Here is a 16,894-nt window from a genome sequence, read left to right as displayed (position 1 = left end):
TGACAAACATCATGGAGCGAGGGCAGCTACTTTTTGCTTCAGATCAGAACAGGTTGTCCTGGTCCGAAAACAAACTCATGACCGACTCTCCCTTGGCGATGCGCTGAATGGTTTCAGCGATCAGCGGCGCCACGGAGAGCTGGCGAATCTTTGTGCAACCCACGGCATTGGGGCTCAACGGAATGGTGTTGGTAATCACCACCTCATCAAGTGCGTCGCCCTTGGCGATGCGGTCAATGGCCGGGCCCGAAAAAATCGGGTGCGTGCAATATGCGTAAACCTTCTTGGCGCCGCGCTCTTTCAGCACTTCAGCCGCCTTCACCAGCGTGCCGGCCGTGTCGATCATGTCGTCCATGATCACGCAGTTGCGGCCTTCAATGTCGCCGATCACGTGCATCACTTCGGACACGTTCGCCTTGGGGCGGCGCTTGTCGATGATGGCCATGTCGCAGCCCAGCTGCTTGGCCAGCGCCCGGGCGCGCACCACGCCGCCCACATCGGGCGACACGACCATCAGGTCGGTGTAATTCTTCTGGCGCAGGTCGCCCAGCAACACCGGCGACGCATAAATGTTGTCGACCGGAATATCAAAAAAGCCCTGGATCTGGTCGGCATGCAGATCCATCGTCAAAACACGCGACACGCCCACTGCCTGCAGCATGTTGGCCACCACCTTGGCTGTGATCGGCACCCGCGCCGAACGTGGGCGGCGGTCTTGCCGGGCATAGCCGAAATACGGAATCACCGCGGCGATGCGCTCGGCCGAAGCCCGTTTCAACGCATCAACCATGATCAGCAGTTCCATCAGGTTGTCGTTGGTCGGTGCGCAGGTCGACTGCACCACAAACACATCACGGGCCCGAACGTTCTGCTGGATCTCGACGGTGACTTCGCCATCCGAAAAGCGGCCGACATGGGCTGCACCCAGTGAAATGCCCAGGTGCTGGGCGATATCGGAGGCCATGCTCGGATTGGCATTGCCGGTGAAAACCATGAAGTCGGGATGGTGCGGTTGCATGTGGGGCCCAGCTGCTACAAGGACTTGAACGTGGCTGAAATTTTTATCGGAGCAAAATACGCACGGGGACAACACGCTGCAACGGGGCTTGGCAGTGAGCGCCGCTTGCCTGTTTCCAAAAACACACAGACCCGCTGATACACATCACGCGGGTCTGTCAGGAGTCACACGGGCCCGCTCCGGGCGGGACCGCAACACCGGGGCTACGGCCCACGGCGAATAATTTGGCAGGGGTGGAAGGATTCGAACCTGCGAATGCCGGAATCAAAATCCGGTGCCTTAACCAGCTTGGCGACACCCCTACACAGGACAGTTGTTGTTGCCAACAACAGACCTATAAACTTTTCCATTTAGGTCGCTTGAAAGCGCATTTCAAAGAGCGGTTATTTTACCAACCAGCCAGAGGATGCGCCTCCAAATTGCTGCATGTCCGGACTATCCAGTCATCAGGCAAACCTGAAAGATCCGTCAAATCCGTGCCATGCGGCAGTTGCGCAAATACAGCACTTCCGGAGCCGGTCATGCGTCCTTGAAGATGTTTCGTTTTCAGCCAGTCGATCGACTGGCCAATCTGCGGGCACATCTCCTGCGCTACCGGCTGCAAGTCGTTGCGGCCGAATCCGAAATCAACCGATCTCAAAGGGCCTTCAGCATTTGCAGCAAAGCCTTGGATTGTAGCAGTTTCTGTGTCGCGTTTGAGCCCCGGCGCGCTGAAAATTCGTGGCGTGGAGACGCCGGCAGGAGGCTTGACCACCACAAAACGGGCTGGCGGCAAGGCGAGCGGCGTGATTTTTTCACCAATGCCTTCCACCCAGGCGTGGCCGCCGGACAGGAAAAAGGGGACATCGGCGCCCAGCGACAGGGCGATGGCGTGCAGTTTTGGGGTCGGCAGGCGTACACCCCAGAGCCGCTGCAGCGCCAGCAGGCAGCTGGCTGCGTCGGATGAACCCCCACCCATGCCGGCTTCTGAAGGGACGCTTTTTTGCAGGCCGATGTGAACGCCCAAAGGCGTGCCGCAAGCCGCCTGCAGCGCCCTGGCTGCCTGTACACACAAGTCCTCAGCGGGCAAGGCCTGGAGTTCGCCGGGATTGCCCTCGTTGAGTTGGCGAAGGTCTTCCCGGGTGATCCGGCCATCGAGGCGCAGTTCAAAGTGCAGGGTGTCGCACCAGTCGATCAGCATGAATGCGGATTGCAGCAGGTGGTAGCCGTCGGGCCTGCGTGCGGTGATGTGCAGGAAAAGGTTCAGCTTGGCGGGCGCCGACACGTCATACAGGGTTTTGAGCGGCTGCGCGGCGTGTGGGACGGGGGCGGTATGGGTCGTCATGAACTGGTGTCGCCAAAGCAATAACAGGAACCGGGAGCGTGAAAGTACTGGAGGCCTTGCGGCGAAGCCGGGGCATTCACCCCGGAATTATTGGTCAAGGACCACACGCAGGTCAGCCGGAGGCGCTGGCTGCACCCGCCTGGCCGTGATGCGGCCTTCGGCGTAACGGGAAAGGTCTGCCGACCAGCCGCTGACGCTGGCATTGTCGCCCTGCAGCCAGGCAAAGAGCGCGGTCACCGGGACGGCCGCACCTGTCGCCTGTGCCATCAGCTCATCCACCGAAGAAAATCGCTGAATCTTGCCATTGCCTGAGTCGAGTACGGCTTCACCGGGCGACCAGCGGAGCACACCCAGCACACTGCCCAAAGGACTGATCAGCGAGAGTTCGCCGCGCTCGGGTTGGCCCTTGAGCTCGAAGCTCGCCGAAAAAGACTGCACAGGTTCGCTTTGGATCTGCAGGCTGATACGGCCTGTCCGAAGCTCATTTTTTGAGTCATTTGTGCCCGCAAGCCTTTGTGGTTGAGCGCAACCAGCTATCAAAAAAGGAGCAATAGCGCAGGCGCACACCAGGCCCAGACGGGTCAGGCGCATACGCAGTGCAGGCGGCAGGACGCGAATTCCCGTCACAGCTTTACGCGCAGGCGCTTGAGCGTCTCGAGCAGGGTCTCGTTTTCGGGACTCAGCAGCCGGCCTTCTTTCCAGATGGCCACGGCGCGGTCACGCTGGCCTGTGGTCCAGAGTACTTCGCCGAAGTGGGCCGCGATTTCGGCGTCGGGTTTGGCTTTGTAAGCGGCTTCAAAGATCTTGATGGCCTCCGAAGTGTTACCCATGCGGAATTCGACCCAGCCCAGACTGTCCTTGATGAATGGATCGGAGGGCGCATATTCAAGCGCTTTGCGAATCAGATCACGCGCTTCCGGCAGGCGCACGCTGCGATCCGCAAATGAATAGCCCAGGGCGTTGTAGGCGTGGTGGTAGTCGGGCTTGAGCTGGATGACACGCCGCAGCAGACGTTCCATTTCATCCATCGAACCCAGCTTTTCAGCCATCATGGCCTGGTCGTACAGGAGTTCGGTTTCGTCGGGGTTCCTGGCCAGGGCCTGTGCCAGCACATCATGGGCCAGCTGGTACTGCTTGAATTCGCGGAGCAGGCCTACTTCCGCGTTCAATTTCAGCCTTGCGTCAGCAGCGTTGCGTTCGGGGAGCTTGCGGATCAGCTGGCGTCCTTCTTCCAGTTTGCCCTGACTGGCCAGGATAGAGGCGCGCCGGGTTTGGGCCTGGGTCAGGTCAGCGGAATTTTCAATCCTGGCCAGCCAGCTTTCTGCCGCCGCATAGTCCTTGCGTTTTTCGGCCAGTTGGGACAGCGAGAGATAGGCCTGGGCCAGGCCGCGGTTGCGCTCGCCTTCGGCGGTCTGCTGCTGGGCGAGGGTGACGTAGCGCTCCAGCGAGGTTTGTGCCTGTGCCAGCTGGTTGTCCTGCAATTGCAGGGAGCCCAGCACCAGCCAGCCTTCGGGAAGCTCGGGTTTTTCGCGGGTCACCACTTGCAGCTGGGCGGCGGCTTCGGCGTAGCGCTGGGCATCCAGCAGCGCGCGCGCATAGGCCATCCGTACTTCGGGCAGGGCTTTGGCGTTGCCTTCAAAATATTTGCGGACCAGATTTTCTGCTTCGGGCTGTTTCGGGTCCATCAGTTCCAGCCCGACCAGGGCCGGGCCTTCGAAGAGCGGGCCTGCAGCCTGTGCGCGCCTGGCTGCCGCAAGCGCGCCGTTGCTGTCGCCGGCGGCCAGCCGCATGCGCCCCACCGTGGTCCAGGCGGCACTGGCGGTGGCGGGGTTGTTCAGGTAGGTGGTCAACGCTTCTTCGGCCACTGTGCTGGCCAGTTTTTTGTCGGGGACACGCGCGTAAATCCGGGGTACCGCAGTCAATGCCGCAGCGCGTTCCATTTCCGGAGCAAGCCGGATTTCGGTTTGCAGCGGTTCGGTCGTGTCGGCAATTCGGTTCAATGCCACCAGGATCTGCAGGACATAACGGTTTGCCTCGCGCGAGGCGGGCTGCTCTGCCTTCCAGGCCTGGGCTGCCTGCAGTGCGGCATCGCCAGAGCGCGACTGCAGTGCGATGTCCGTAGCGCGCTGGTAGAGCTGCGCATCGCCGGTTTTGCGGGCGGCGTCCAGCATGAGCGCAAATCCTGCGGCGGGCTCGCCTTCCTGCAGGGTCATTTCACCCACCAGCAGCTGGTAAAAAAGGGCACCATCCAGCTGCGATGATGGAGTCGCTTCCTGTGCGGCCTTGGCCTCGACAAGCGTTGAGGGCGCAGCCAGGAGCGGTTCTTCGGTCTGCGCCAGGACCAGGGGAACAGCCAGCCACAGGCCGCTGATGGCAAGGCCAATTTTTTTCTTCATCGAACCATGATAATTGAAGCTTCCCGGCTGCGCTGCCGCTTTACGCCGCGGCCCTGATCTTCGGCTGGCCCACCGCTGTCTTCTTGCGCCATGCAGTAGCGCCCTTATTTACAAAACCATGCCTGAGCTGCCAGAAGTTGAAGTCACCCGGTTGAGCTTTGCGGACCGTATCGCCGGCGCCGTCATTGAGCGCGTCCAGATGGGCAAGCCCCTGCGCTGGCCGCTGGGCTGCGCGCCCCACAAGCTTGCCGGCCAGAAGGTGCTGGCGGTTCGCCGCCGCGGCAAGTACCTTTTGGTGGATCTGAGCAACGGGCTGCTGCTGATCCACCTCGGAATGTCCGGTAGCGTGGCTTTCGGCGACGGTTTCCCCGCCTTGGGCAAGCACGACCACTTTGAAATGGCCACCAGCCGGGGCACTTTGCGTCTGAACGACCCGCGCCGGTTTGGGGCTGTGGTGTATGCCAGCGATGAAGGCGCGCCTGCCGCCCAAAAGCTGCTTGGCCGGCTCGGCGTCGAGCCGCTGACGGACGCTTTTGACTCGGAAAGCTTTCACCGGGCGCTAAAACTGCGGCAAACGGCGATCAAGCAGGTATTGCTGGGCGGGGAGGCCGTGGTTGGTGTCGGCAATATTTATGCGTCGGAAGCCCTGTTCCTGGCCGGAATCCGGCCGACCACCCGGGCAAACCGGATCAGCAAGCCCCGCGCGGCCTTGCTTCACGGGGCGATCCGCCAGGTACTGGCCCAAGCTGTTACAAAGGGGGGGAGCACCCTGAGGGACTTTTCGAATGCACAGGGTGAATCGGGCTATTTCCAGCTGGAAGCCATGGTTTATGACCGCGCCGGCTTGCCCTGCCGGGTGTGCGCAGCACCCGTGAAGACCCTCCGGCAGGGGCAAAGGTCCACTTTTTACTGTGCGAATTGCCAGAAACCTTGAGTCCGTAGACGCGCCAATGGTTCTTTCGGGTTTGCGATGCTATATTGACCGACACACTTTACGGTAGACCGATGTCTTTTAACGAACAATTTGACCAGCACGGCACGTGGCGGCGCGAATTCGCGTTGCGCCTGAAACTGCTTGCAGAGTGGATGAAGGACCATGACCTGCTGGATGCAGCGGTTGAGGAGCGCCTGCAGCGGCTCGAGTCACAGGTACGTTCCGACAAGGTCATGGTCGCCTTTGTGGCCGAATTCTCGCGCGGCAAGTCCGAGCTGATCAATGCGATCTTTTTTGCCGGTTATGGCCGCCGCATCATGCCGGCAAGCGCTGGCCGCACCACCATGTGCCCGACCGAGCTGGGCTACGACGCGGATGTGCCGCCCTGCCTGCGCCTGCTTCCCATCGAGACGCGCCTGCAGAAGCAAGCCCTCATGGAGTGGCGCGCGGTACCTGAAAAATGGACACGGATCGACCTCGACGTGAATGACCCGGCGCAATTGGCGCAGGCGCTCGAAAAAGTGGCCGAAGTCCGCCATGTCACCCAGGACGAAGCCCGCTCTCTTGGTTTCTGGCATGACAGCAGCCCGGAGGACAACCCGCGTGTAGGCGCAGACGGCCTGATAGAGGTGCCCAAGTGGCGCCACGCGCTGATCAATATTGCGCACCCGCTTCTCAAACAGGGCCTGGTCATCCTGGATACGCCGGGTCTCAATGCCATTGGCGCAGAACCCGAACTGACGGTGAGCCTGATCCCCCAGGCCCATGCCGTGGTGTTCATACTGGCCGCCGATACCGGTGTCACCAAGTCCGACCTCGCCATATGGCGCGAGCATTTGATCACCGACGGTGATGGCACCGATGCACGCCTGGTGGTGCTCAACAAGATCGACACCCTTTGGGACGCGTTAAGCACGCCCGAACAAGTACAGGCACAGATCGACAAGCAGCGTGCAACATCTGCCGAAATCCTGGGCCTGCCTGAATCCCAGGTCATTCCCGTATCGGCCCAAAAAGGGCTGGTGGCCAAGGTCACGCGAGACAAGGCCTTGCTGGAGGCCAGCCACCTGCCTGCCCTCGAGCTGGCGCTGGGGCAGGGCGTGATGGGACAGCGCCAAAAAATCCTGCGTACAGCGGTGTCGGGCGGTATCAGCGAACTCCGGACCGAAGCGGGGCGGGCCATGCACATCCGCCGGCGCGATCTGGCCGAACAGATGATTGAGTTGCGTGGCCTGAGAGGAAAGAACGTCTCGGTCATCAAGCACATGCGCAGCCGCATCGAGCAGGAGCAGGCTGAGTTCGACACCAGCGGCTCGAAAATTCACGCGGTACGTTCTGTCCACCTCAAATTGCTCCGTGACGTATTCAATCTGCTCAGCACGCCGACGCTCAAGGCAGAACTGACCGAGCTGACGCATGCGCTGAAGCAGCCGGGCATCAAGCTGGGCGTCAAGAAGGCTTATGGCCAGACTTTTTCCCGCCTTCGCGAGGGACTGCAGAAGTCACAGATCATGAGCAGTGAAATCCAGTCCATGTTGACTGCATCCTTTCGCCAGCTCAATGCCGAGTTCAGTTTTTCGCTGCAGGCGCCAAAAGAGCCGGAGCTGATCCGCTATGAGCACGACCTGGAGCAAATTGAACGCAGCCACTTGCAATATCTTGGTGTGGGCAATGTTCTGAAACTTTCCCAGCCGGAATTTTCCGAGCGGCTGGTACGTGCCCTGGCCACGCGCTTGCGGGTGGTCTACGAATCCGCCCTTGGCGAAGTTGAGCTCTGGAACAAGTCAGCGGCATCGCAGCTTGATGCGCAGTTGCGCGAGCGGCGGCGCAATTTCGGCCGCAGGCTTGAAGCTATCGAGCGCATCCAGCAAGCGGCGTCTGGTCTGGATGAGCGGATCGCTGAAATCGACATCCAGGAGCGTGTGCTCGATGAGCTGGACAACAAGCTCACGGAGCTGACTTCCCATCTGATGGGCTCTTCAGCGCAGTCCAGGACGCCGGATGGCGCCGCTGCCGCAGAAAATGCCGCGGTGCCCGAGGCTGCCTGAGCGTTGACGCGGTCGCAATCCACCAAGACACCTGCGGGGCGGAAAGCGGTTGCTGTGAAGCAAACGGCCTCATGCCAGTTGCCCGGATTTGCCGGGGAAATTGTGCGCTGGCAGGCTTCCCACGGACGCAACAGCCTTCCCTGGCAGAACACGCGTGATCCTTACCGCGTTTGGCTGTCTGAAATCATGTTGCAGCAAACCCAGGTCGCAACGGTTCTGGACTATTACGCGCGATTTCTCCTGCGCTTCCCGACGGTCAAGGAGCTGGCTGTGGCTGGCGAAGACGAGGTGCTGGGCTTGTGGAGCGGGCTGGGTTATTACAGTCGCGCGCGCAATCTGCACCGCTGCGCTCAGGACGTCATGGCATTGCATGCCGGGCGATTCCCGGAGACGGCCGAGCAGCTCCAGACTCTGCCAGGCATAGGCCGTTCAACCGCCGCGGCCATCGCCTCGTTTTGTTTTGGCGAACGTGTTGCGATTCTGGATGGCAACGTCAAACGGGTGCTAACGCGGGTGCTGGGTTTTTCTGCTGATCTGGCTCAAAGTGCCAATGAACGGGCGCTTTGGGACACGGCTGCAGAGCTGCTGCCTGAGCAGGACCTGCCCGAAACCATGCCGCGCTATACGCAGGGACTGATGGATCTTGGTGCCACGATTTGCATGGGCCGCCAGCCCCAGTGCCTGTTATGCCCCGTACAAAACCTGTGCCGCGGTTTTGCCGCCGGCGATCCCGGCAGGTATCCCGTGAAGACACGAAAGCTCAAGCGCAGTGCGCAGGCGCTGAGTTTGCTGTGGGCGCAGAAGCCTGATGGCTCGGTCTGGCTTGAAAAGCGCCCCGGCCGGGGAATCTGGGGTGGGCTTTATTGCCTGCCAGTTTTTGAGAGTGATGAGGCGCTGACTGCGGATTTGCCGTCTTCCTTGCGGGAAAGGCTCGATCCACTGCCAGGTTTTGTCCACGTGCTGACACACAAGGACTTGCACCTGTCGCCATGGATCGCAGGTTTTCGGGCCGGGCAAACCATGCCCAGGTCTTTGGTTTCAGATGAACGGCCCGGTGCGTGGTTCGGCCCCGCCGAATGGCCTGCACTGGGGCTGCCCGCGCCCATACGCAAACTGCTGGAACGGGACGCTTAGGCCTGCCCGCTGTACTGGAAGATGAGGCCGTGCCCAGCCTTATCTGGACTCAAACGGCGTCGAGCTCGCGATGCCGCTTCAGCGTTCGCCACTGCTGGCCAAAAGCTGCGGCCAATTCCTCGACAAGGTAGACGGATCGGTGTTGGCCGCCGGTGCAGCCGATGGCCACGGTCACATAACTCCGGTGGTCACGTACCAGCGCATGCAGCCAATGACCGAGAAACTGCTCGATATGACGGAACATGTCGCCCACTTCCGTGTGGGCCTTGAGATAGCTCGCCACGGCCTCATCAAGCCCGGTCAGGTGGCGCAGGCCCGATTCATAGTGTGGGTTGGGCAGCATGCGAACGTCAAACACGTAATCCGCGTCCAGCGGCACGCCCCGCTTGAAGGCAAAGGACTCGAACACCAGCGTGAGCTGGGTGCTGGGAGCGGAGATCAGCGACTTCACATAGCCTTGCAGCTGTGATGAGCGGATCATGCTGGTGTCGAGCACGTGGGCCTGCTCGCGCATCTCACCCAGCAACTCCCGCTCCAGCTCTATGGCGTCTACCAACGCCCGGTGCTGGTCGGAGGCGTCAATGCGCGACAGAGGGTGAAGCCTGCGCGTTTCGGAAAAGCGGCGCACGAGAGTTTCCGTGTTTGCATCCAGGAAGAGGGATTGCACCGCCACGCCGGAAGCGCGCAACTGCCGCAATTGCTGGGGTACCAGGGGAAGCGAGACTGCGCTTCGCACGTCCATGGCAATGGCAACTTTTTGGGCGCCGTGCTGCTGCTCCAGTGCGACGAAGGGCGTCAGCAATTCCGGTGGAAGGTTGTCCACGCAGTAATAACCGGCGTCTTCCAGTGCATGCAGGGCAACCGATTTTCCGGAACCCGACATGCCGGTGATAAGAACCATTTCCAGTGCTGCCATCACTGTCCCAGCATTTCCTTGGCGTGGGCCAGCGTGGTGCCGGAAAGCCGCTCGCCGCCCAGCATGCGGGCAATCTCAGCTACGCGCTGTTCCCCGTTGACATGGTCTACGGTGCTGAGGGTGGTGCCGTTTTCGGCTCGCTTGGCAACTACAAGGTGCTGATCGGCACAGGCTGCCACCTGCGGCAGATGGGTGACAGCCATGACCTGTCGGTCCTTGCCCAGCTGTTTCATCAGCCGTCCGACGGTTTCGGCCACGGCCCCCCCCACGCCCGAATCAACCTCGTCAAATATGAGTGTTTGCGCCTGCCCCAACTGGCTGGTGGTGACGGCGATGGCCAGCGCGATGCGCGACAACTCGCCGCCGGAGGCGACCTTGCCCACGGGGCGAGGTGTGCTGCCGGCATGGCCCGCTACCAGGAACTCGGCTTGCTCCAGCCCGTGCTGGGCCGGTTGCTCCAGTTTGTTGAGCGCCACGTCGAATTTTCCGCCCTGCATGCCGAGGCCCTGCATGGCCTGGGTAATGGCTTTGGCGAGTTTTGGGGCAGCTTTGCTGCGCGCCTTCGACACCTGGCTGGCTTCATCCAGGTAGGCTGACCGTGCCTGGTTTTCATTTTTTTCCAATTGAACCAGATCGGCGGCTTCGTCGAGTTTGTGCAGCTCAGCCCGCCAGGAGGCCAGCAATTCAGGCAGTTCGACCGGGGTGCGTTTGTAACGCCGTGCCAGGCTGACCCACAGCGAAAGACGTTCGTCGAGTTCGGCCAGCCGTTGGGGTTCCAGCTCGGCGTGCCGTGCGTAGCCGTTGAGCGAATGCACCGCATCTTCCATCTGGGCCAGAGCGCCATTTAACACCTCAAGGATGCCCTTGAACTCGGGTTCGATGTGTTCCTGGCCTTGCAACGATGCAATGGCTCGTCCCAGCAGTGCGGTGGCGTTCTCGTCGGACTCCTGCAATGCGTCGACGGCGGCCTGTACGGCATCGCGCAGTGCCTGCGCATTGGATAACCGCCCATGTTGAGCATTCAGTTCGTCCCATTCGGCGGCCCCGGGCGCCAGCTTGTCGAGTTCACCGATTTGCCACGCCAGCCGCTCGCGTTCGCGCTGCAGGCTGTCTTGCGCTTCGTGCGCGTCGTTCAATGTTTTCTGGGAGAGCCGCCATTGCTGCCAGAGGCGTGACAACTCGCCGGTAGAGACTTCCGCATAGGAGTCGAGCAAGCCGCGTACCGCGTCGGGGCGGGTCAGGCTTTGCCACGCATGCTGGCCGTGGATGTCCACCAGCTGGTCGGCGATGTCCTTGAGCTGGGTGGCTGTTGCCGCGCTGCCATTGATCCAGGCGCGGCTTTTACCTTGCGCGTCTATCGTGCGCCTGAGCAGCAGGGTTTCGCTGCTGTCGAAGCCGGCTTGTTCCAGCCAGGGGGCCAGGCCGGCGGGGCTGTCAAACTCTGCGCTGATTTCGCAGCGTGCGGCGCCTTCGCGAACTACGCCGGCATCGGCTCGGGCGCCCAAAGCAAGCTGCAGTGCGTCAATCAGGATGGATTTGCCCGCACCGGTTTCACCGGTGAGCACCGAAAAGCCGCCGGACAAATCCAGCTCAAGCCTGTGGACGATGACGAAGTCGCGAAGCGATATGGTTTTGAGGCTCATAACTTGAATCCTGGCCGGTCAGGCCACGCCTTCGTTCCAGTGCAGCTTTCTCCGAAGCGTGTCGAAATAGCTCCAGCCTTTGGGGTGCAGGAAACGCATTTGGTGTTCGGAGCGCCTGACGGTGATGCGGTCGCCATGCAACAGACTTGCCAGCGACTGCATGTCGAAGTTGGCGCTGGCGTCGCGGCCAGAGACGATTTCAATGGTAATTTCGCCCGAGTCCGACAGCACAATGGGCCTGTTGGACAAGGTATGCGGTGCAATCGGCGCCAACACCCAGCCGGCAATCGATGGGTGCAGCAAGGGCCCGCCCGCTGAAAGAGCATAGGCCGTGGAGCCGGTCGGCGAGGCGATGATCAGGCCATCTGCGCGCTGGTTTGCCACAAAGCGGCCATCCACCTCCACACGGAGTTCCACCATGCCGGCGGTCGCTCCGCGGTTCACGACAACGTCGTTCATGGCGGTGGCGCTGAAGACGCACCTGCCGTCACGCACGACCTCGGCCTGCATCATCCAGCGTCGATCTTCTTCATACTCGCCACGCAACATGGGAATGAGTGTGTTCTGGTAGTCCTCAAAGGCGATGTCAGTGATGAACCCCAGCCTGCCCTGATTGATGCCCACCAGGGGGATGCCGAATTGGGCCAGCAGCCGGCCTATACCCAGCATGGTGCCGTCCCCCCCCACGACGAGGGCGAGGTCGCATTGGGCGCCGATGCCGGCTGCGTCAAGGGTGGGGAACCGGGTCAGGCCGGTGTTGCTGGCGGTGTCCTGCTCGATCGCCACCTCGCAACCCTGGGTGCCCAGGAAGTGTGCGATCTCCTCCAGTGCTGACCGGGAACCTTGTGCGTGGTACTTGCCGATCAATGCGACATGGCGAAATTGCGACTTCATCGGCAAATTACATCACAACATGGCAACCGAAGCTTCGTAGAATGGCACCATGCTTGATGATCGTGCCCGATTGCTGCTGAAAGCACTCGTTGAACGCTACATTGCCGATGGACAGCCGGTAGGTTCGCGCACGCTCTCGAAAGCTTCCGGCCTTGAACTGTCTCCGGCCACCATACGCAATGTGATGAGCGACCTCGAGGAGCTTGGCCTGATTGTCAGCCCGCACACCTCGGCAGGGCGCATTCCTACCGCGCGGGGTTACCGGCTCTTTGTGGACACGATGTTGACCACCCAGCGCGACCCCTTGTCGTCGTCGGGCCATATCGGTGCGCCGCGACTGGCACCTGATCAACCCCAAAAAGTGCTCAGCAATGCGGCGCACATGCTGTCGAGCCTGTCGCAATTCGTGGGTGTCGTCATGGCGCCACGCCGGACGTCGGTATTTCGCCATATCGAGTTCCTGCGCCTGTCCGAAAAACGCTTTCTTGTGATCATCGTCTCGCCTGACGGCGATGTGCAAAACCGGGTCATCTTCACCGAAGCGGACTACACGCAGTCCCAATTGGTTGAAGCGGCCAATTTCCTCAATTCACATTACGCTGGCATGGCGATTGAAGAGGTAAGAGAGCGCCTGAAGAACGAGGTGGAAGCCCTTCGCGGTGAAATCGCCACGTTGATGCAGGCGGCGGTCAAGGTCAGCTCGGAGGCCATCGAGTCGCGCGACGAGGTGGTTATTTCCGGCGAACGCAATCTGCTGGCCGTCAGCGACTTTTCCGGTGACATGGGTAACCTGCGCAAGCTTTTTGATCTCTTCGAGCAAAAGGCGCAACTTATGCGGCTCCTCGATGTTTCGAGCCGCGCCGAGGGAGTCCGGATTTACATCGGCGGCGAAAGCCAGGTGATTCCGTATCAGGAACTGTCTGTGGTGACAGCCCCTTATGAAGTCGACGGACAGGTCGTGGGAACCCTGGGCGTGATAGGGCCCATGCGTATGCCTTACGAAAAAATGATCCAAATTGTCGACATCACCTCCAAGCTGGTGAGCACCGCGCTTAGCCATAGCAAGTAGGCCCTTACAATCGATCCCTTGAGTGGGGCGTTAGCTCAGTTGGTTAGAGCAGAGGACTCATAATCCTTTGGTCGAGTGTTCAAGTCACTCACGCCCTACCATTTAAATAAGCTATAATTTGAGGCTTAGCGGCTGTAGCTCAGTTGGATAGAGTACTTGGCTACGAACCAAGGGGTCGTGGGTTCAATTCCTGCCAGCCGCACCACTTTCTTAAGTGATTTCAATAGCTTAGAGGCTCATCCCTCTAGGCTATTTTTCTTTCCGGGGGGCCGCTTTTGGGGTCCTTTTTCATACCGTTGCCATCGCGATAGTGGTTTTCCTGGGACTGGGCGGCGCCGGACGGGCTGTACGTCCAACAAGAGCTCCGCTATTCTGGAAGCCTAATTCCGGAGGAGAAACATGGGATCACTGAATGTCGAGGACCACGGCGAGTGGCTCAGTTTTGGCTTGTCGTACGCGGGCAGCACCATTCCCGTCAGGATTTCGCGCGAGGCGATGGAGGAGTTCTTCGGCGCCGTGCCTGGGCCGGACTCCCTGAAAAAAGCGTATGAACAGGATGCTGAAATGATTCACGCCCGGGCCGCTGATCTGGTCGTGGCGGGTGTGAGCTACACGCCTGAAAATCCCCTCGTGCTGAAAATGGAAGATTTTTAGGTGCATTCACGGCCGGCAGCCATGAATGCTATGGTGGCCGGAGCATGAACAAAGCCTTTACCAAAGAAACCGAGCCGGAGGACGACGAGCCGACGCTCGCACCCCTGCCTGCAGGCGGCAAAAACTACATCACACCACAGGGCTATGAACACCTGCGCAGCGAACTTCTGGACCTGATCGACAGCGAACGTCCCAAAATGGTGGAAATCGTTCATTGGGCTGCCAGCAATGGAGACCGCTCCGAGAACGGCGACTACCACTACGGCAAAAAGCGGCTGCGGGAAATCGACCGGCGAATCCGGTTTTTGACGCAGAGACTGGAAATTGCGGAAATCAGCAACCCGTCGGTGCACCACGGTAGCGACCAGGTTTTTTTCGGCGCGACAGTTGCCTACGCCGATGGCGAAGGAGTCGAGCGAGTCGTGACCATTCTCGGCATTGACGAAGCCAACAGCGCCCAAGGACAAATCAGCTGGATATCACCTGTCGCCAGAGCGCTGCTCAAATCGCGTGTTGGCGATGAAGTAAGTCTCATGACTCCGCAGGGTGTACAGGCGCTCGAGGTACTGAAAGTGGACTATCCCGCACCGGACAAATCGACAGCGGATTAGCCGGACGATTTGGCGCGTTGCACCCGCAGTACGGAAGGTGTGCGCTTCACGCTGCGCAAGGCGGAAGCCAGGTGGATGCGGTCGCGCACGGCCACGCCGAAGCGCAGGTCCGTGGCGTCATGCGAAGGCTCCTGGCCCATGTCGACATGGGTAATGTCCGCCTCGGCACTGGCCAATGCAGCCGCCACTCGCGCCAGGACCCCTTTCCCATTGGAGACGGTGACCAAGAGGTTTGTTTCAAACGTCCGCACAGGCTCGTCGGACCAGTCCACGGCGATAAAACGCTCGCTGTCACGGTGCTGCAGTCGCTTGGCGACAGCGCAGTCATCAGTATGTATCACCAGACCTTCACCGCGGCCCAGGTAGCCCACGATGCCGTCGCCAGGAATCGGGCGGCAACAGGGGGCAAACTGCACGGAGGCGCCTTCACTCCCATCGATCACCAGCGCGCCTTGCGACACAGACTCATGGGCGGTGTAGCGCTCACGGCTCATGAGCAGGGCATTGGGTTTTTCACCGGTTTCGGCAAGCAGGGTGACGATGCGCTTGGCCACCATGCTGGCGATCCGTTTGCCCAGCCCGATGTCGGTTAGCAGATCGGCACGTGACCGGTTGCCGGTAAAACGCAGGATCTTTTCCCAGGTGGCGTGGTGGGCTTCATCGTCGTCGGGGAGGCGTTCGCGTTCGATGCCCTCGGCACGCAGCGCCTGCGCGAGCATTTTTTCGCCCAGGTCTTGCGACTCGGACAGCGCCATGGTTTTCAGGTGGTGGCGTATTTTGGAGCGGGCTTTCCCCGTGCGTACAAATCCCAGCCAGCCGGGGTTGGGGCTGGAGACCGACGCCGTGATGATTTCGATCACGTCGCCGTTATGCAGCTCTGAGCGAAGTGGCACCTGCTCGCCGTTGACTTTGGCCGCCACGGCCCGGTGCCCCACGTCACTGTGAATGGCGTAAGCAAAGTCCACGATGGTCGCGCCGCGCGGCATGGCCATGATCTGGCTTTTCGGCGTGAACACATAGACCGCCTCGGGAAACAGGTCAATCTTGACGTGATCCCAGAACTCGGCCGCATCGCGTGTTTCCTGCTGGATGTCGAGCAGCGATTGCAGCCACTGTGTCCCCAGCCGCTGCGAAGCGTCGCCATCCGGGTCGGTGGCCTTGTAGAGCCAGTGCGCCGCGACCCCGGATTCCGCCACCACATGCATGGCTTCGGTGCGCATCTGGAACTCGATGTTGGTACCGAAGGGGCCAACCAGCGTGGTGTGCAGAGACTGGTAACCGTTGATCTTCGGGATTGCGATGTAGTCCTTGAACTTTCCGGGCAGGGGCTTGTAGAGCTGGTGCAACACCCCCATGGCTGTGTAGCAGGCCGTCAGGTCTTTCACGATCACTCGAAACCCATAGAGATCGGTCACCTGGGCAAACGAAAGGTGCTTTTCATCCATCTTGCGGTAGATGGAATACAGCGTCTTTTCTCGTCCCGAGATCATCACCGGCACATGGGCGCCGGTAAAGGCCGATTCGACCTCTCCCTGCACCCGCTTGATCACGTCGCGCCGGCGGCCGCGGGCCTTCTGCAACGCCTTGGTCAAGGTGGCGTAGCGCCAGGGGTGCAGGTGCTGGAAGGAAAGGTCCTGCAATTCCCGGTAGGTCGTGTTCAGGCCCAGGCGGTGGGCGATGGGCGCGTAAATGTCCAGGGTTTCGCGCGAGATTCGGGTCCATTTGGCGCGCGGGACATCGCCCAGCGTGCGCATGTTGTGCGTCCGGTCAGCCAGCTTGATCAGGATGACCCGCACGTCGCGTGCCATGGCCAGCAGCATCTTGCGGAAAGACTCAGCCTGGTTTTCTTCCCGGGTGTTGAATTCCAGCTTTTCGAGTTTGGTCAGCCCGTCCACCAGTTCAGCCACCGGCGCGCCGAAACGCTCGATCAGCTCGGGCTTGGTGACGCCGCAGTCTTCAATGGCGTCATGCAGCAGGGCGGCCATGAGCGCCTGTGCATCCAGCTTCCACTCGGCGCATTGTTGCGCGACGGCGATAGGGTGGGTGATATAGGGTTCGCCGCTGTTGCGCAGCTGGCCCAGATGGGCCTCATCGGCAAAGCGATAGGCGCGGCGGACATTGTCAATGTCGGCAGCGCTCATGTAGTCGAGTTTCGCCGTGAGCGCAGCAAAGCTTGCCGCTGCTGCGTTCGCGGCGGCGGGGGTCGACTTGCTCGAAACAACAGGCGAAAGCATGGCGCTCATGCCTTAAATG

General features: G+C 60.7%; 14 protein-coding genes and 3 tRNA genes. 8 read left to right on the top strand and 9 right to left on the bottom strand.

Features of this window, described 5'->3' with window-relative positions:
• Nucleotides 1-43: 43 nt before the first annotated feature.
• The 5 genes from AC1DZE_RS02400 to AC1DZE_RS02380 all read right to left on the bottom strand — a co-directional run bounded on the left by AC1DZE_RS02400 (nt 44) and on the right by AC1DZE_RS02380 (nt 4,738).
• Complete coding sequence (locus AC1DZE_RS02400; protein ID WP_477668282.1) at nt 44-1,018, bottom strand: ribose-phosphate pyrophosphokinase; 975 nt, start codon at nt 1,016-1,018, stop codon at nt 44-46.
• A gap of 225 nt (nt 1,019-1,243) precedes the next feature.
• Nucleotides 1,244-1,320 (bottom strand) — tRNA-Gln (locus AC1DZE_RS02395).
• Nucleotides 1,321-1,406: 86 nt separating this feature from the next.
• Nucleotides 1,407-2,342 (bottom strand): 4-(cytidine 5'-diphospho)-2-C-methyl-D-erythritol kinase, encoded by a 936-nt coding sequence (ispE, locus tag AC1DZE_RS02390; protein WP_477672334.1) that lies wholly within the window; start codon nt 2,340-2,342, stop codon nt 1,407-1,409.
• Nucleotides 2,343-2,429: 87 nt separating this feature from the next.
• Entirely contained in the window at nt 2,430-2,933 is a 504-nt protein-coding gene (locus AC1DZE_RS02385) for an outer membrane lipoprotein LolB (RefSeq protein ID WP_477699744.1), read from the bottom strand.
• Between the two features lie 32 nt (nt 2,934-2,965).
• Nucleotides 2,966-4,738 carry a tetratricopeptide repeat protein gene (locus tag AC1DZE_RS02380; RefSeq protein WP_477699743.1) on the bottom strand — a complete coding sequence of 591 codons (1,773 nt, stop codon included), beginning with the start codon at nt 4,736-4,738 and terminating at the stop codon, nt 2,966-2,968.
• Between the two features lie 118 nt (nt 4,739-4,856).
• On the opposite strand from AC1DZE_RS02380, the gene mutM reads away from it, so the two are divergent.
• From mutM to mutY, 3 genes are all read left to right on the top strand, one after another.
• Complete coding sequence (mutM, locus tag AC1DZE_RS02375; RefSeq protein WP_477668278.1) at nt 4,857-5,672, top strand: bifunctional DNA-formamidopyrimidine glycosylase/DNA-(apurinic or apyrimidinic site) lyase; 816 nt, start codon at nt 4,857-4,859, stop codon at nt 5,670-5,672.
• A 71-nt stretch (nt 5,673-5,743) separates the two neighbouring features.
• Nucleotides 5,744-7,720, top strand: a complete 1,977-nt coding sequence (locus tag AC1DZE_RS02370) for a dynamin family protein (RefSeq protein WP_477672331.1) — start codon at nt 5,744-5,746, stop codon at nt 7,718-7,720.
• 54 nt (nt 7,721-7,774) lie between these two features.
• Nucleotides 7,775-8,854: an A/G-specific adenine glycosylase gene (mutY, locus tag AC1DZE_RS02365; RefSeq protein ID WP_477699742.1), complete on the top strand. Its 1,080-nt coding sequence runs from the start codon at nt 7,775-7,777 to the stop codon at nt 8,852-8,854.
• A gap of 49 nt (nt 8,855-8,903) precedes the next feature.
• Here the strand turns inward: mutY and rapZ are convergent, their stop codons facing one another.
• The 3 genes from rapZ to AC1DZE_RS02350 are packed head-to-tail and all read right to left on the bottom strand — an operon-like array spanning nt 8,904 to nt 12,307.
• Nucleotides 8,904-9,770, bottom strand: coding sequence for an RNase adapter RapZ (gene rapZ, locus AC1DZE_RS02360; RefSeq protein WP_477668275.1), 867 nt, complete (start codon nt 9,768-9,770; stop codon nt 8,904-8,906).
• Nucleotides 9,770-11,413 carry a DNA repair protein RecN gene (gene recN, locus AC1DZE_RS02355; protein ID WP_477668274.1) on the bottom strand — a complete coding sequence of 548 codons (1,644 nt, stop codon included), beginning with the start codon at nt 11,411-11,413 and terminating at the stop codon, nt 9,770-9,772. Before recN ends, rapZ begins: the two co-directional genes overlap by 1 nt.
• A gap of 18 nt (nt 11,414-11,431) precedes the next feature.
• On the bottom strand, nt 11,432-12,307 hold the full coding sequence (locus AC1DZE_RS02350) for an NAD kinase (protein ID WP_477666678.1): 876 nt from the start codon (nt 12,305-12,307) through the stop codon (nt 11,432-11,434).
• A 49-nt stretch (nt 12,308-12,356) separates the two neighbouring features.
• On the opposite strand from AC1DZE_RS02350, the gene hrcA reads away from it, so the two are divergent.
• The 5 genes from hrcA to greB all read left to right on the top strand — a co-directional run bounded on the left by hrcA (nt 12,357) and on the right by greB (nt 14,641).
• Entirely contained in the window at nt 12,357-13,376 is a 1,020-nt protein-coding gene (hrcA, locus tag AC1DZE_RS02345) for a heat-inducible transcriptional repressor HrcA (protein WP_477668273.1), read from the top strand.
• Between the two features lie 24 nt (nt 13,377-13,400).
• Nucleotides 13,401-13,477: transfer RNA gene (locus tag AC1DZE_RS02340), tRNA-Ile, on the top strand.
• 27 nt (nt 13,478-13,504) lie between these two features.
• Nucleotides 13,505-13,581, top strand: a tRNA-Arg gene (locus AC1DZE_RS02335).
• Between the two features lie 194 nt (nt 13,582-13,775).
• Nucleotides 13,776-14,030 carry a hypothetical protein gene (locus tag AC1DZE_RS02330; protein ID WP_457282185.1) on the top strand — a complete coding sequence of 85 codons (255 nt, stop codon included), beginning with the start codon at nt 13,776-13,778 and terminating at the stop codon, nt 14,028-14,030.
• A 44-nt stretch (nt 14,031-14,074) separates the two neighbouring features.
• On the top strand, nt 14,075-14,641 hold the full coding sequence (gene greB / locus AC1DZE_RS02325) for a transcription elongation factor GreB (protein WP_477668272.1): 567 nt from the start codon (nt 14,075-14,077) through the stop codon (nt 14,639-14,641).
• Here the strand turns inward: greB and AC1DZE_RS02320 are convergent.
• Nucleotides 14,638-16,884: a RelA/SpoT family protein gene (locus AC1DZE_RS02320; protein ID WP_477667766.1), complete on the bottom strand. Its 2,247-nt coding sequence runs from the start codon at nt 16,882-16,884 to the stop codon at nt 14,638-14,640. The two genes, greB and AC1DZE_RS02320, sit on opposite strands and share 4 nt — an antisense overlap.
• Nucleotides 16,885-16,894: the final 10 nt, after the last annotated feature.

The sequence above is a fragment of the Polaromonas sp. P1_F1 genome (assembly GCF_056405795.1).
Note: the sequence above shows the minus strand (reverse complement) of the source record. Positions and strands in the feature narration are given on the sequence as shown.